This window comes from Bradyrhizobium amphicarpaeae, from assembly GCF_002266435.3.
Classification (GTDB): Bacteria; Pseudomonadota; Alphaproteobacteria; order Rhizobiales; family Xanthobacteraceae; genus Bradyrhizobium; species Bradyrhizobium amphicarpaeae.
The window spans coordinates 6,551,667-6,563,780 of the sequence record NZ_CP029426.2; the positions used below are offsets into that span (position 1 = coordinate 6,551,667).

The window sequence follows — 12,114 nt, forward strand, 5'->3', positions numbered from 1 at the left end:
GCGACGCGCATTTTGCCTTGAGTTCCCGACCATCAACTGCAGCATATCAGCGACAGTGGAAAATGGTGCCCAGGGGCGGAATCGAACCACCGACACTGCGATTTTCAGTCGCATGCTCTACCAACTGAGCTACCTGGGCGCGCTCCAAGAGAGGGGCCAAAGCCCATCGAGCGGGCGGTTTATAGTGGGCTAGGGGCGGCCTGTCCACCCGGCTTCGCCAAGTGGCTTCGCCGGGCGCGGCCCGGCTGTGCACAAGCTGCCGCGGCTGGCGCGCGGCGGGGCGCATGATCAGATAACTCATTGATGTCGTTATTCATTCTACGTCGTCGACTTCGTCGTCGCGGCCGGGGATGACGTAGGAGCCTTTCAGCCAGCGGTTCAGGTCGACGTCGCGGCAGCGCGACGAGCAGAACGGACGGGTCGCCTCGGACTGCGGCTTGCCGCAGATCGGGCAGGTCTTGAGCGGGCTGGCGGGCTTTTTGACGGGGTCGTCCATGATGTCGGCAGTTTGCGGGGTGTGAAGGGGTTCAAGAGCCTGTCGGGCAACGGTTCCGCGGGCGGCGGCGCTTGCGCCCCGTCAGGCCATTCTACTGTGCATGGGGTTGTTTTCGCGATTTTGTTCGGCGAGCGGCTCACACCGCGGTGGCGTTGAGCCAGCCGAAGCGGATCGGAAAGCCCTCGCCGCCGAGCAGCGTGGTGGTCTCGTAGAGCGGCAGGCCGACGACGTTGGTGTAGGACCCCACCATCTTCACCACGAAGGAGCCGGCGATGCCCTGCACGGCGTAGCCGCCGGCTTTGCCGCGCCATTCGCCGGAGCCGATATAGGCCTGGATGTCGTCTTCCGAGAGCCGCTTGAAGCGGACGCGGGTCTCGACCAGGCGCTGGCGGAACGCCTCCCGCGGCGTCACTAGGGTGATCGCGGTGTAGACGCGGTGGTTGCGGCCCGACAGCAGGCGCAGGCATTGCGCGGCTTCATCCACCAGATTGGCCTTGGGCAGGATGCGGCGGCCGACCGCGACCACCGTGTCGGCGGCGAGGATGAAGGCGCCGCGCAGCTCGTCGTCGAGCTGCACCGATTTGAGCGCCGCGTCGGCCTTGGCCCGCGCGAGCCGGTTGGCGCAGGCGCGCGGCAGCTCGCCCCGCTTCGGCGTCTCATCGACGTCGGCCGGCCGGAGCGCATCCGGCTCGATGCCGGCCTGGTTGAGCAGCGACAGGCGCCGCGGCGAACCGGAGGCAAGTACGAATTTGGGGCGGCCAAGCATCAGGTGATTTGGGGGAATGAGCAGGGGGTGAATTGCGCGCGGAACCTATCGGAAGGGGGCTGATTTCACAACCCGGGAACCCCGGGTTTGACGATTCGAGGTTTCCGACCACGCATCTGCCTGCGCTCTGTGACGCGGGTGTTACGCAAGGCCTCGTGTCAGACTGGCGCCGAGCCCAATTTCGCGAAGCGCCTGCGGATGCGCATCAAGAGCTGATCGCAGACCTCGCGATAGGCGGCGAGCTTCTGGTCGCGGCTGCCCTCGATGGTGGTGGGGTCCTGCGTCGGCCAGTATTCGACGTCGGCCGCCAGCGTCCGCGTCAGCTCCAGCGCCTTGTGGTGCGCCTCCGGCGAGAGCGTGATGATGAGGTCGAAATTCAGCCCCTCCCAGTCCTCGAGCTCCTCGAAGGTCTGCGGCTTGTGGGCGGAGATGTCCTGGCCGAGCTCGGCCATCACCGACACCGCGAACGGATCAAGCTCGCCTTTCCGCGCCCCGGCCGACTTCACGTAGAGGCCTTGCGGAAACATGTGCTGCAGCAGGCTCTCGGCCATCGGCGAACGCACGCTGTTCATCGCACAGGCGAACAGCACGGACTGCGGACTGCTTGCGCGTGGCGGCGCAGCCATCGCTTACGCTCTGTTATTTTTGCGCATGATCCGATCCGAAAACCGGTTCCCACTTTTCGGGATCATGCGCTTACCCCTTCCAATGCAGGACGGTAATGAGCGTGAACAGCCGGCGCGAAGTCTCGAAATCGACCCGCACCTTGCCCTTCAGCCGCTCCTGCAGCGTGCGCGATCCCTCGTCATGGATGCCGCGGCGGCCCATGTCGATGGCCTCGATCTTGTCGGGGGTCGCGGTGCGGATCGCCTGGTAATAGCTGTCGCAGATCATGAAATAGTCCTTCACGATCCGCCGGAACGGCGTCAGCGACAACAGATGCGCGACCACGGGCGTGCCGTCCTCGCGGCGGATGTCGAACATCAGGCGGTTGCCGGTGATGCCGAGATGCAGCGTGAACGGGCCCTGCCCTTCCGCGCCGTCGGGCGCGAACAGGTTCTGCTCGATCAGGTCGTAGATCGCAATCGCGCGCTCGTGCTCGATGTCGGGCCCGGAACGGCCGATCGAGTCCTCGTCGAGCGTGACGCCGACGATGCGATTGCTGGAGTCGTCCTGTTCGGGCAGCTCTGTCATGACAGATTGAGGCGCAATCCAATCGAACGCGAATGGGCGTCAAGCCCCTCGGCCTTGCCGAGCGTCATCGCGGCAGGTCCGAGTGCACGCAGTTGATCCGGGCCGCATTTCAGGATCGAGGTGCGCTTGATGAAGTCGTGCACCGACAGGCCCGAGGAGAATCGCGCCGAGCGCGCCGTCGGCAGCACGTGGTTGGAGCCGCCGACATAATCACCGATCGCCTCCGGCGTATGCGGCCCGAGGAACACCGCGCCGGCATTGCGTATCTTCGCGGCCAGCGCGTCGGGATCCACGGTCATGATCTCGAGATGCTCGGCGGCGATGGCGTCCGCGAGCGGAATGGCGTCGGTGAGGTTCTTCACCATGATGACGGCGCCGAAATCGGCCCAGGAGCTGGCTGCGATCGCGGCGCGCGGCAGCGTCTTCAGCTGCGCCTCGACCGCCTTCTCGACGTCGGCGGCAAGGCGCGCGGAATCGGTGATCAGGATCGACTGCGCGCTGGCATCGTGCTCGGCCTGTGCGAGGAGATCGGCGGCGATCCAGTCGGCATTGCCGGTGTCGTCGGCGATCACCAGCACCTCGGAGGGACCTGCGATCATGTCGATGCCGACCTTGCCGAACACCAGCCGCTTGGCGGCGGCGACATAGGCGTTGCCGGGGCCGACGATCTTTGCGACTGGCGCAATCGTCGCGGTGCCGTGCGCCAGCGCCGCCACGGCTTGCGCGCCGCCGACGCGATAGATCTCGGTGACGCCGCCGAGATACGCCGCCGCCAGCACCAGCGGATTGAGCTTGCCGTCCGGCGAAGGCACCACCATCACGAGGCGCGAGACGCCGGCGACCCTCGCAGGCACCGCGTTCATGAGCACCGAGGACGGATAGGCCGCGGTGCCGCCGGGTACATAGAGGCCGGCCGATTCGATCGCGGTGTAGCGCCAGCCGAGTTCGACGCCGAGCGCGTCGGTGAAGCGCTCGTCCTGCGGCAGCTGCCGGCGGTGATAGGTCTCGATGCGGTCCCGCGCGAGCTTGAGCGCATCCAGCGTCGCAGGCTCGCAGGCCTTGGTCGCCGCCTCGATCTCGTCGCCGGTAATGCGCAGGCCGGATGCGTCAAGCTTCAGGCGGTCGAACTTGGCGGTGGCCTCCAGCAGCGCTGCATCGCCCCGCCTGGCCACGTCGTCGACGATCGCGCGCGCGGCGGCTTCGACGTCGGCCGAGACCTCGCGCTTGGCGGCGAGGAAGGCCGCGAATCGCTGGTCAAAATCGGCGCTGCTGCGGTCGAGGCGAACGGGCATGTCTGGCTTGGCTTCCGGCTGGTCGTTGGGGCGGATTGGCGCACCATGTCCCCTGCTCAATGGCGCGGCGGGGAAGCGGCGTCAACCCTCGCAAGCCGGCCGTTCGGGCACGGGCCCGAGGCGACGCGGCTGGCATACCGGGGGTCCTCACAGCTCCCCCTCGATCTCCAGCCCCGTTCCCAGCACGTCGTCCCCGAGGTCCGTCAGCTCGCATTCGAGGCATTCGACGTCGAGCCGGACGGCGCCGCCTTCCGCGAACAACAGCAGGGCGCTGCCGCCGGGCTCCCTCTCAAGCCCATCCCTCGGGTGAAATTCGATGCCGACGAGGTCCATGACCTTCTCGGGCGCAGCCAAATCGATGTTGCGCGCCTTGCAGGCAAGGACGCGGTCGAAGCGCAGCGCAGAGACCAGCCGGCGCGGCTCGGTCTGTCCTTCCAGCGTCTGCTCCCAGTCCAGCCGGCTCATGCCGACCACGAGCCGCTTCTCGCTCTGCCGCCAGATGATGTCGGAGACCTGGACCCGGGCATCCTGGACATGGGTCGAGATCACGGCGAGATCGTCGGCGTCGAGGGCGATCAGTTTGAGCTGGGGCGACATCGCCAACGCTTTCTCCTCTGGAGGTGGACAGGCCTCAACGCGCGCGGGCCGCGATATTTCCGCTCAAACTAACGGGCCGGCAGGCTGGAGGCTATTGATATCCGCCATCTCCAGCACCTTCCGCGGATACCCCTCGCGGGCGACCCGGATCATGGTGCGGTCGATCTGCTCGGTCGAGGTCACCAGCCGCGGCGAGATCCGGCGCAGCACCGACCAGAGTGGCCCGGTTGCGGCATCGACCGCCTGCACCCAGGCGGTCTTGGACCGGGCGCCGTGCAGCGGCTGGATCGCGCCGGGCCGGAACATGCAGGCAGCCCTGAACGCCAGCTTGAGCAGGTCGTTCTCGGTCCTGCCCTTGATCCGCGCCCACATTCGCGATCCCTGCTCGGTGGAATCCGTGCCGGCGCCGAGCTCATGCAGCGACCGCCCTGTCGCAAGGATACACCGGTCGGCGTTTCCTTGCGATCAGGGCGATCTTGACGTGAGGCGCCTTACGCCTTGAAGAACGCCAGCAGGTCGGCGTTGATGGTTTCGGCGTGCGTGGTCGGCATGCCGTGCGGGAAACCCTTGTAGGTCTTCAGCGTACCATTCTTCAGCAGCTTGGCCGACAGCGGCCCGGAATCGGCGTAGGGCACAATCTGGTCGTCGTCGCCATGCATCACCAGCACCGGCACGGTGATCTTCTTCAGATCCTCGGTGAAGTCGGTCTGCGAGAACGCGACGATGCCGTCGTAATGCGCCTTGGCGCCGCCCATCATGCCCTGGCGCCACCAATTCTGGATCACCGCTTCCGACGGTTTGGCGCCGGGACGGTTGTAGCCGTAGAACGGGCCGGCGGGGAGATCGCGATAGAATTGCGTGCGACTGGCGGCGAGTTGTTTCTGCAGGTCGTCGAACACGCTCTTCGGCAGGCCGCCGGGATTGGCCGCGGTCTGCACCATCAGCGGCGGCACGGCGGAGAGGATCGCAGCCTTCGCCACCCGGCTCTCGCCGTGGCGGGCGATGTAGTGCACGACTTCGCCGCCGCCGGTGGAATGGCCGACATGGATGGCGTTCTTGAGGTCGAGATGCGCGGTGACGGCCGCGAGATCGTCGGCGTAGTGATCCATGTCGTGGCCGTCGGAAACCTGCGACGAGCGGCCATGGCCGCGGCGGTCATGGGCGATGACGCGATAGCCGTTGTTGGCGAAGAAGATCATCTGCGCGTCCCAGTCGTCGGCCGACAACGGCCAGCCGTGGCTGAACACGATCGGCTGGCCACTGCCCCAATCCTTGTAGAAGATCTCGACGCCGTCCTTGGTGGTGATGGTGGGCATGATCGCTCTCTCTCAATGAAGCTCGGTTGCGTTGCGCGTGATCAGGCACGCGCCGACATTGCGCAGATAATCGCGCGGGATCCCGAATGCGACGCCACGCATCGACCGAGACCTTGAGAATCGTGTGATCAGGCAAATGCCATCGGCTTGAAGCGGCGCCAGGCGCCGATGGTGAGCACGACGAAGAACACCAGCACGACGCCCTGCACCGCCGCGAACACCGGCCCCGACGGCGGCGCCGGCGCCACCGCCGGCGCGAGCGCGGCCAGCGCCGGCACCTTGAGGAACGACTGGATGACCAGCACGAAGACGTTGAAATACAGCGAGATCATCGCGGTCACGATATAGACCGGACGCCAGGCGCCCGCGAGCTTCATGGCATACAACGCGAAGCAGGCAATCGCGAGCAGCGCCAGCGAGATGATGCCGATGATGTGCGACGGCAGCAGCTTCTCGAACGGAAACAGGAAGCCGGTGGCGCTGGTCAGGATCGTGAAGGCCAGGAAGATCGCGGTCAGGCCCGGCATCGACTTCGAGCCGAGCAGGCCGAACATCACGACGAGCCCGGCCGCGATGGCGATCAGACTGATGACGACATGGACCATCGTGAAGGCGGGCAAGCTCAAGCCAAGGACCATGACATCGTCTCCTGATCGTCCGGAATTAAAATTCAGGAGATTAGTATTACGACCCTCATGGGATTGCCACCTGCGTTGACGTCACATGCAGGTGCCCAGCCATGCGTCATCGTGCGAATCGAAAAACGCATTGGCTGAATTTTTTGCACCGCTGTCACAAACGACGGCAGTGGTTTGTAGCCCGGATGGAGCGCAGCGTAATCCGGGGCTCTCGCGAGCGGAAGCCGTTGTCCCGGATTGCGCTGCGCTCCATCCGGGCTACGATATCTTCGACGAAAGTTGAATCGAAATCTCACACGTCCTTGGTGTCGAAGATCAGCAGATCGGCACCGCCGCTCGCAAATTTCGACACGTCGCCTGCAGCCGCCTTGCCCGCTTCGCTGCCGAAGGCCTTCTGGATGTCGCCCACGCTGTCGAAGGTGAGAATGGCGACGAGATGAATCCCCGACGGTCCGGCGGGGGAGCCGACCGCGCCCGTGCTGACCGCGTAGTTCTTCAAGCCGGGAAGTTTCTTGGCGAGCGGAATGTGGGTCTCGGCATAATGCTTGTCGAAGGCGGCAGCATCCTTGGGCGTCTTGTAGAGCACGACGAGTTCGGCCATTTAATCCTCCCTTGGGAATGTTTGTTCTTTCCGCGCGCGATTGGCTTAGCGACGAGGCGATAGTCACGCATGACGCGGCGTCATGGCAAGCCTCATTCGACTTGCCATTCGCTTGACTTCTCGTTGCTCAAAGCGCCGGTTTTGCGGCGTCGCCGAGATAGCCGTGCAGCGAGGCCACGACCTGGGCGCCCTCGCCGATGGCGCCGCCGACCCGCTTGACCGAGCCGGAGCGGACGTCGCCGACGGCATAGACGCCGGGCACCGACGTCTCGAGCGGCGCCACCAGCCTGCCCTGGTTCTGCTCGGACTGCGCGCCGGTCACGACGAAGCCGCCGCGATCGAGCGTCACGCCACAGCCGTCGAGCCAGGAGGTGGCGGGATCGGCGCCGACGAACAGAAACAGATTGCGGATGTCGGCAAAATCCTCGTCGTCGGACAGCCGGCTCTTCCAGCGGATGCGCCGCAGCAGCGCGGCCTCGTCGCCCTCGAGCGCACTGATCTCGGTGTTGAACATCAGTTCGATGTTCGGCGTCGCTTCGATGCGCTCGATGAGATAACGCGACATGCTGGCCCCGAGGCCACCGCCGCGGATGATCATCAGGACTTTCTTGGCGTGACCCGACAGGAACACGGCCGCCTGGCCCGCCGAATTGCCGGCACCGACCAGCGCGACCTCCTCGCCGGCGCACAGCTTCGCCTCGACGGGAGACGCCCAGTACCAGACGCCGCGTCCCTCGAACTTGTCGAGGTTCGCGATCTCCGGCCGGCGATAGCGTGCGCCGCTTGCGACCACGACCGAACGCGAACGCAAGGGGCTGCTGCCGTCGATCGCCACCGCGAACGCTCCATCATGCCGCGTGCAGTCGAGCGACTTCACCGTCACGGGGATCATGATGTCGGCGCCGAATTTCTGCGCCTGGGTGAAAGCGCGCGCGGTCAGGGCCTGGCCGGAAATGCCGGTCGGAAAGCCCAGATAGTTCTCGATGCGCGCGCTGGCGCCGGCCTGGCCACCGAAGGCGCGGATGTCGAGCACCGCGACGGACAATCCTTCCGACGCTGCGTACACGGCGGTGGCGAGCCCGGCCGGGCCGCAGCCGACGACTGCGACGTCATAGACGCGATCGTCCTTGGCGCCGCCGATCATGCCGATGGCGCGGGCAAGCTCGGTCTCGTTGGGATTGCGCAGCACGGCGCCGTTGGGGGCAACGACCAGCGGCCAGTCTTCCGGCTTCGGTGAATAGCGCGCGATGACCTCGGCGGCATCACGATCCCTTGCGGGATCGAGCAGATGATGCGGCTGGCCGTTGCGGGTGAGGAAGCCCTGCAGCCGCACCACGCCGGCGGAGTTCGACGGACCGATCAGCACCGGACCGCCCATGCCGTCCTGGATCAGATTGACCCGGCGCAGGATCAGCGCGCGCATGATGCGCTCGCCGAGTTCCGCTTCAGCGACCAGCAGCGCACGCAACCGCTCCGGCGGCAACAGCAGCGTTTCGACATCGCCCTCGGCGCGGCCGTCGACGAGCGCCGGCTGTCCCGAGAGCTGGCTGAGCTCGGCCAGAAATTGCCCCGGTCCCTGGTCGATGACAGGGGTCACGTGGCCGAGACCATCACGCTGGGTGATGGCGACATGGCCCTTCAGCACCACGAACATGCCGGGCCCGGGCTTTCCGGTCTCGAACAGGAACTCGCCGTCGGCATAGCTGCGGACTTCGCCGAAATGCCTGATGCGCTCGATCTCGGCGGGCGTCAGCGTCGGAAAGGTCTGCTCGGGGCGGATGAAGCGCGACATCCGCGCCTCACCGTCAGTTGCTTGCTGGCCGTTCTGCCCCATCGTCATGCTCGCTCATTCCAATTTCTCAAGTGCCGGCTTTGCCGGCGGCCCCCTCATTTAGGGAACCATCTTCATTCTGCGAGGGCTCCGTACCCGCGGCGCGTTCGCGCGCCTGCAGCTTGCGCCGCTTCAGGTTCTCGCGCAGCGCCGATTTCAGGCGGTCGTCCCGGGACGTCCTCGCCTGGTTCGTGCTCTTGTCGGTCTCGTCGGCCATGCCGGGTCCATATCAGCGATCGGCGGCAGGATGCCACCGAATGGCAACAGCTCAAGAGGCGAGCGCGATCCATTCGTGCGAAACGCGAAATGGATCGAATCCGATGCTTGGAGCAACTGACCAGTTGGCGGGGGATTTCGGAACCCGAATCGCCGGAAAGTCGGCAGTTTCGCGCCGAAACGTACCTTTTGGCCCCGATATCGACCCGATTTTCTCGGTTTGACCGGCCTAGCAAGCTTGCACAGGAGGGGGGCTTGTGGCAGATATCGCCCCGCTTGGTAGCGCCCCGTCGGGCGCCCGATTCTTCACCAGCACATGCTGCCGTAGCTCAGTGGTAGAGCACTCCATTGGTAATGGAGAGGTCGACAGTTCAATCCTGTCTGGCAGCACCATTTTCCCATCGAAGCGAGCCCTGTTGAAAAGCCTTGCCTTTGACAGCGAGCCCGCAATAGCCACGGATGCGATCGTGATCACCCGTTCTCTGCCCTATGAAGGACTGCTCCACGAGATCGTCGAGCATAACGGCGTGCTCTATATCGGCGGCATCGTCCCTGACGATGCGGGGCTCGACATGACGGGCCAGGCCGACGACGTGCTGCGCCAGTTGAAGACCCTGCTCGATGGCGCCGGCTCCGATCTCTCCTGCGTTCTGCAGGTGACGATCTTCATGGCCGAACTCGCTGACAAGGCTGTATTCAACGAGGTGTGGAAGCGCTATTTCACCGCGGACCATCTGCCGGCGCGTGCGGCTGTCGGCGTTGCGGATCTCGGCCCGGGCGTCAAGCTGGAGCTGACAGCGATCGCCGCCCGCAAGTGATACTCCGGCGACATCGCCGAGGCGCGACGCCTCAGTCATTTCTGTATTCACACATGTCTGTATTCACACATGAAGCAGCGTTCTCGCGGCATGAATCGCCCGAGTTTTACTCTCCTCTTTCGCCCTCTCTTGTGAAGAGAGCGCAGGGAAGACCGGGTGCCGGCTGGCACCCATGACGCGCTGCGCGAAGAATTTGCACACGCAAATGCGCAAGCGGACGACAGGTGGGCCGGAAAACACCCGGCCTTCCCTGCGTGATGGGTTGACGGCCTATGCCTGCTCTCCCCGGAGCCGAATTCCTTCTGGCCTCCGTCACCTCCGCGAAAACCGATGCACACGTCCGGTTGGCCGATGCATCTTCGCGAAGGCTTGGCTGTAGCAACGACAGCCAGGACCACATGGTTTAGCCGTACGCGACGGCGCCGTTCGTCACACGGAGAAGGACCTCACGAGGTTCACCCGCCCTGGTCCCGCCTTGCCGTGCCCGACGCAGCCGCGTCCACCGCACCCCGACCCACGTTCGTTGCGACGTACGATCGCCCCTCTCCTCGGGCCGGGATGGCGGGAATATGCCGCAATTCCGAATTTCGATAAAGTAGAATATTTTTGCGGTGGGGGATTGACGGGATTTAGGCGTTTTGCCCGACGGGTCGCGATCGGGCTCAACCGGTAAGGTTAATTTTTCCTTTCGATTGTCGGTAAAATTTTATCCATTATCGTCCTTGTCATTGATGACGAACCAGAGGCTTCCAGAGTGCTTGCGTTTTGCCTGATCGTGGCCGGGACTGCGCTGCTTCTCTCCGGCATCGTTGCCTTCGGCTTTCATAGAAACTCGCTGCACTCGATGGCGCTGCTGTAGCCGTATCAGGGCGCGGGCTTGCGGGACGGGCGGATTGTCCGCAAGCGAGCGGCGCACTCCGTCATTGCGAGCCAACGGGTCCGCGCGAAGCGCGGCCCGATGACAGGCTCCGCGAAGCAATCCAGGATCTTTCCGCGGAAGGACTCTGGATTGCTTCGTCGCAAGGGCTCCTCGCAATGAAGAGTTGAGAGACCTCCGTCATCCCATCCTACGCACGATCAATTGTCGTTATCCGCCGCGCGCCGCGCAAACCGATCGTCTGCCCGCCGCAACCGCCGGCACAGCTCGCGATTGATGTTCTGCAGCACGATGACGTAGGCGTGGATGTCGGCCTTGTAACAGGCGTAGAGATTTTGCGCGGTCAGCTCGTACAGCAGCGTCGGACTTTCCGCGATAACCGTTGCTGAGCGGTTCTGCATCTCGATCAGCGTCATCTCGCCGAAGAAGTCACCGGGCTGCAGCACGGAGATCGGGATGACGCGGCCCGCCTTCGTCCGTTTGCTGACCGCGAGGCGGCCGGATTTGACGATGAACATCGAGCGGCCCGGCTCGCCTTCCGACACGACAATGCTGCCTGCCTCGAAGCTGCGCTCGACCAGCATGGAGATCAGGAGATCGAGGCTTCCGTCCGAAAGGCCGCCGAAGAACGGCGTCGCGAGCAGGAACGCTTTCAGATCGGGGGCGGGGACGGTCATGGTGCGAAGTTACGCCGCGTCAATGGGGGCGGCAAGCAGAGCTGCGTGGCCGGACGAAGCGAACCGTAATCCGGGGCCGTCAACTACGGACGCAGTCGTCCCGGATTGCGCTTCTCTTCATCCGGGCTACGAGTCTCGGCGCGGCCGTGTCACTGCCGCGCACCACTCTCCTCGCGCAGCGTCCTTCGCTTGCGCCACACCTGCAGGTCCATCATGACCTTTGCAGTTGCTGCGACCACCAGCACGCACAGCACGGCCTTCGAGATCGTCTCCATCGTTCCCTCGATCAGGAGGCAATGGACCACGCTGCCCGCGACGATGACGATCGCGAGCGGCATGTGAATGAAGCGCCATGTTCGCGGCCGCAGCTCCAACCGCCGGCGCAGGGACGCCAGCAGCGCAACAATGAAGATGGCCCACATCGCGGTGACGCCGAAGGGCGAGAACGGCGTCGGCGAAGTGTAGGTCAAGGCGTCGATCATGTCGGGCGGGCTGGTGATCCAGAGGCCGGCGACGTGGACCAATACGGCCAGCACCAGCGCACCGCCGATCCAGTGATGGGCGCGCCGGCCGCGATAGGCCGACAGCGGCGGCAGATAGCCGCCGGTCAATAGCGGCTGCACCAGCACGAGACCGAGCGCGACGATCCCCGCGAATCCGGCGAGGATGTAGACCGGCCCGCGCCACGCGAGTTGCTCGCTTGTCGCAGCCAGTGCGACCGGCACGCCGATCGCCAGGGCAATGGCGACCCAGACCAGGATCACCCGCGCCGATCTCCAACCCGTCATTCGCCGG

Annotated in this window: 14 protein-coding genes, 2 tRNA genes and 1 pseudogene; 2 read left to right on the plus strand and 15 right to left on the minus strand. The window is 64.9% G+C overall.

Translation table 11 applies throughout. The annotated features are described in order from the left end of the window. Nucleotides 1–63: 63 nt before the first annotated feature. The 13 genes and pseudogenes from CIT40_RS30705 to CIT40_RS30765 all read right to left on the minus strand — a co-directional run bounded on the left by CIT40_RS30705 (nucleotide 64) and on the right by CIT40_RS30765 (nucleotide 8,948). Nucleotides 64–139 (minus strand) — tRNA-Phe (locus CIT40_RS30705). A 174-nt stretch (nucleotides 140–313) separates the two neighbouring features. Beyond that, the gene (yacG, locus tag CIT40_RS30710) at nucleotides 314–496 is read right to left on the minus strand and encodes a DNA gyrase inhibitor YacG (protein ID WP_094893027.1); all 183 of its coding nucleotides are present in this window, start codon (nucleotides 494–496) and stop codon (nucleotides 314–316) included. Nucleotides 497–632: 136 nt separating this feature from the next. Continuing rightward, nucleotides 633–1,262, minus strand: coding sequence for a Maf-like protein (locus tag CIT40_RS30715; RefSeq protein ID WP_094893028.1), 630 nt, complete (start codon nucleotides 1,260–1,262; stop codon nucleotides 633–635). A gap of 158 nt (nucleotides 1,263–1,420) precedes the next feature. Next, the gene (locus CIT40_RS30720; RefSeq protein ID WP_094893029.1) at nucleotides 1,421–1,888 is read right to left on the minus strand and encodes an arsenate-mycothiol transferase ArsC; all 468 of its coding nucleotides are present in this window, start codon (nucleotides 1,886–1,888) and stop codon (nucleotides 1,421–1,423) included. A gap of 70 nt (nucleotides 1,889–1,958) precedes the next feature. After that, nucleotides 1,959–2,456: a UPF0262 family protein gene (locus tag CIT40_RS30725; protein WP_094893030.1), complete on the minus strand. Its 498-nt coding sequence runs from the start codon at nucleotides 2,454–2,456 to the stop codon at nucleotides 1,959–1,961. Continuing rightward, a complete protein-coding gene (gene hisD, locus CIT40_RS30730; protein WP_094893031.1) occupies nucleotides 2,453–3,748 on the minus strand; it encodes a histidinol dehydrogenase in 1,296 nt (431 codons plus the stop codon). Before hisD ends, CIT40_RS30725 begins: the two co-directional genes overlap by 4 nt. Before the next feature lie 147 nt (nucleotides 3,749–3,895). Then, on the minus strand, nucleotides 3,896–4,345 hold the full coding sequence (locus tag CIT40_RS30735; protein ID WP_094893032.1) for a DUF2948 family protein: 450 nt from the start codon (nucleotides 4,343–4,345) through the stop codon (nucleotides 3,896–3,898). Between the two features lie 63 nt (nucleotides 4,346–4,408). Then, nucleotides 4,409–4,753, minus strand: a pseudogene (locus CIT40_RS30740) (epimerase); the annotation flags it as partial. 83 nt (nucleotides 4,754–4,836) lie between these two features. Next, the gene (locus CIT40_RS30745; RefSeq protein WP_094893033.1) at nucleotides 4,837–5,661 is read right to left on the minus strand and encodes an alpha/beta fold hydrolase; all 825 of its coding nucleotides are present in this window, start codon (nucleotides 5,659–5,661) and stop codon (nucleotides 4,837–4,839) included. Between the two features lie 128 nt (nucleotides 5,662–5,789). Further along, nucleotides 5,790–6,299, minus strand: coding sequence for a hypothetical protein (locus CIT40_RS30750; protein WP_162307753.1), 510 nt, complete (start codon nucleotides 6,297–6,299; stop codon nucleotides 5,790–5,792). Between the two features lie 292 nt (nucleotides 6,300–6,591). Next, nucleotides 6,592–6,900: an EthD family reductase gene (locus CIT40_RS30755; RefSeq protein ID WP_094893035.1), complete on the minus strand. Its 309-nt coding sequence runs from the start codon at nucleotides 6,898–6,900 to the stop codon at nucleotides 6,592–6,594. Nucleotides 6,901–7,027: 127 nt separating this feature from the next. Further along, nucleotides 7,028–8,734 (minus strand): FAD-dependent oxidoreductase, encoded by a 1,707-nt coding sequence (locus tag CIT40_RS30760; protein WP_094893176.1) that lies wholly within the window; start codon nucleotides 8,732–8,734, stop codon nucleotides 7,028–7,030. Nucleotides 8,735–8,759: 25 nt separating this feature from the next. Further along, complete coding sequence (locus CIT40_RS30765) at nucleotides 8,760–8,948, minus strand: hypothetical protein (protein ID WP_094893036.1); 189 nt, start codon at nucleotides 8,946–8,948, stop codon at nucleotides 8,760–8,762. Between the two features lie 317 nt (nucleotides 8,949–9,265). Between CIT40_RS30765 and CIT40_RS30770 the strand changes: the two genes are divergently transcribed. Further along, nucleotides 9,266–9,340, plus strand: a tRNA-Thr gene (locus CIT40_RS30770). A gap of 74 nt (nucleotides 9,341–9,414) precedes the next feature. After that, the gene (locus CIT40_RS30775; protein ID WP_094893177.1) at nucleotides 9,415–9,765 is read left to right on the plus strand and encodes a RidA family protein; all 351 of its coding nucleotides are present in this window, start codon (nucleotides 9,415–9,417) and stop codon (nucleotides 9,763–9,765) included. Nucleotides 9,766–10,842: 1,077 nt separating this feature from the next. Here CIT40_RS30775 and CIT40_RS30780 read toward each other — a convergent pair. Continuing rightward, nucleotides 10,843–11,319 carry a cyclic nucleotide-binding domain-containing protein gene (locus CIT40_RS30780; protein WP_094893037.1) on the minus strand — a complete coding sequence of 159 codons (477 nt, stop codon included), beginning with the start codon at nucleotides 11,317–11,319 and terminating at the stop codon, nucleotides 10,843–10,845. Nucleotides 11,320–11,468: 149 nt separating this feature from the next. Beyond that, entirely contained in the window at nucleotides 11,469–12,107 is a 639-nt protein-coding gene (locus CIT40_RS30785; RefSeq protein ID WP_094893038.1) for a ferric reductase-like transmembrane domain-containing protein, read from the minus strand. Nucleotides 12,108–12,114 lie beyond the last annotated feature (7 nt).

Coding starts and splice junctions, on each gene's coding strand:
- yacG (WP_094893027.1), bottom strand. CDS start 496: ATGGACGACCCCGTCAAAAAGCCCGCCAGCCCGCTCAAGACCTGCCCG.
- CIT40_RS30715 (WP_094893028.1), bottom strand. CDS start 1,262: ATGCTTGGCCGCCCCAAATTCGTACTTGCCTCCGGTTCGCCGCGGCGC.
- CIT40_RS30720 (WP_094893029.1), bottom strand. CDS start 1,888: ATGGCTGCGCCGCCACGCGCAAGCAGTCCGCAGTCCGTGCTGTTCGCC.
- CIT40_RS30725 (WP_094893030.1), bottom strand. CDS start 2,456: ATGACAGAGCTGCCCGAACAGGACGACTCCAGCAATCGCATCGTCGGC.
- hisD (WP_094893031.1), bottom strand. CDS start 3,748: ATGCCCGTTCGCCTCGACCGCAGCAGCGCCGATTTTGACCAGCGATTC.
- CIT40_RS30735 (WP_094893032.1), bottom strand. CDS start 4,345: ATGTCGCCCCAGCTCAAACTGATCGCCCTCGACGCCGACGATCTCGCC.
- CIT40_RS30745 (WP_094893033.1), bottom strand. CDS start 5,661: ATGCCCACCATCACCACCAAGGACGGCGTCGAGATCTTCTACAAGGAT.
- CIT40_RS30750 (WP_162307753.1), bottom strand. CDS start 6,299: ATGGTCCTTGGCTTGAGCTTGCCCGCCTTCACGATGGTCCATGTCGTC.
- CIT40_RS30755 (WP_094893035.1), bottom strand. CDS start 6,900: ATGGCCGAACTCGTCGTGCTCTACAAGACGCCCAAGGATGCTGCCGCC.
- CIT40_RS30760 (WP_094893176.1), bottom strand. CDS start 8,734: ATGGGGCAGAACGGCCAGCAAGCAACTGACGGTGAGGCGCGGATGTCG.
- CIT40_RS30765 (WP_094893036.1), bottom strand. CDS start 8,948: ATGGCCGACGAGACCGACAAGAGCACGAACCAGGCGAGGACGTCCCGG.
- CIT40_RS30780 (WP_094893037.1), bottom strand. CDS start 11,319: ATGACCGTCCCCGCCCCCGATCTGAAAGCGTTCCTGCTCGCGACGCCG.
- CIT40_RS30785 (WP_094893038.1), bottom strand. CDS start 12,107: ATGACGGGTTGGAGATCGGCGCGGGTGATCCTGGTCTGGGTCGCCATT.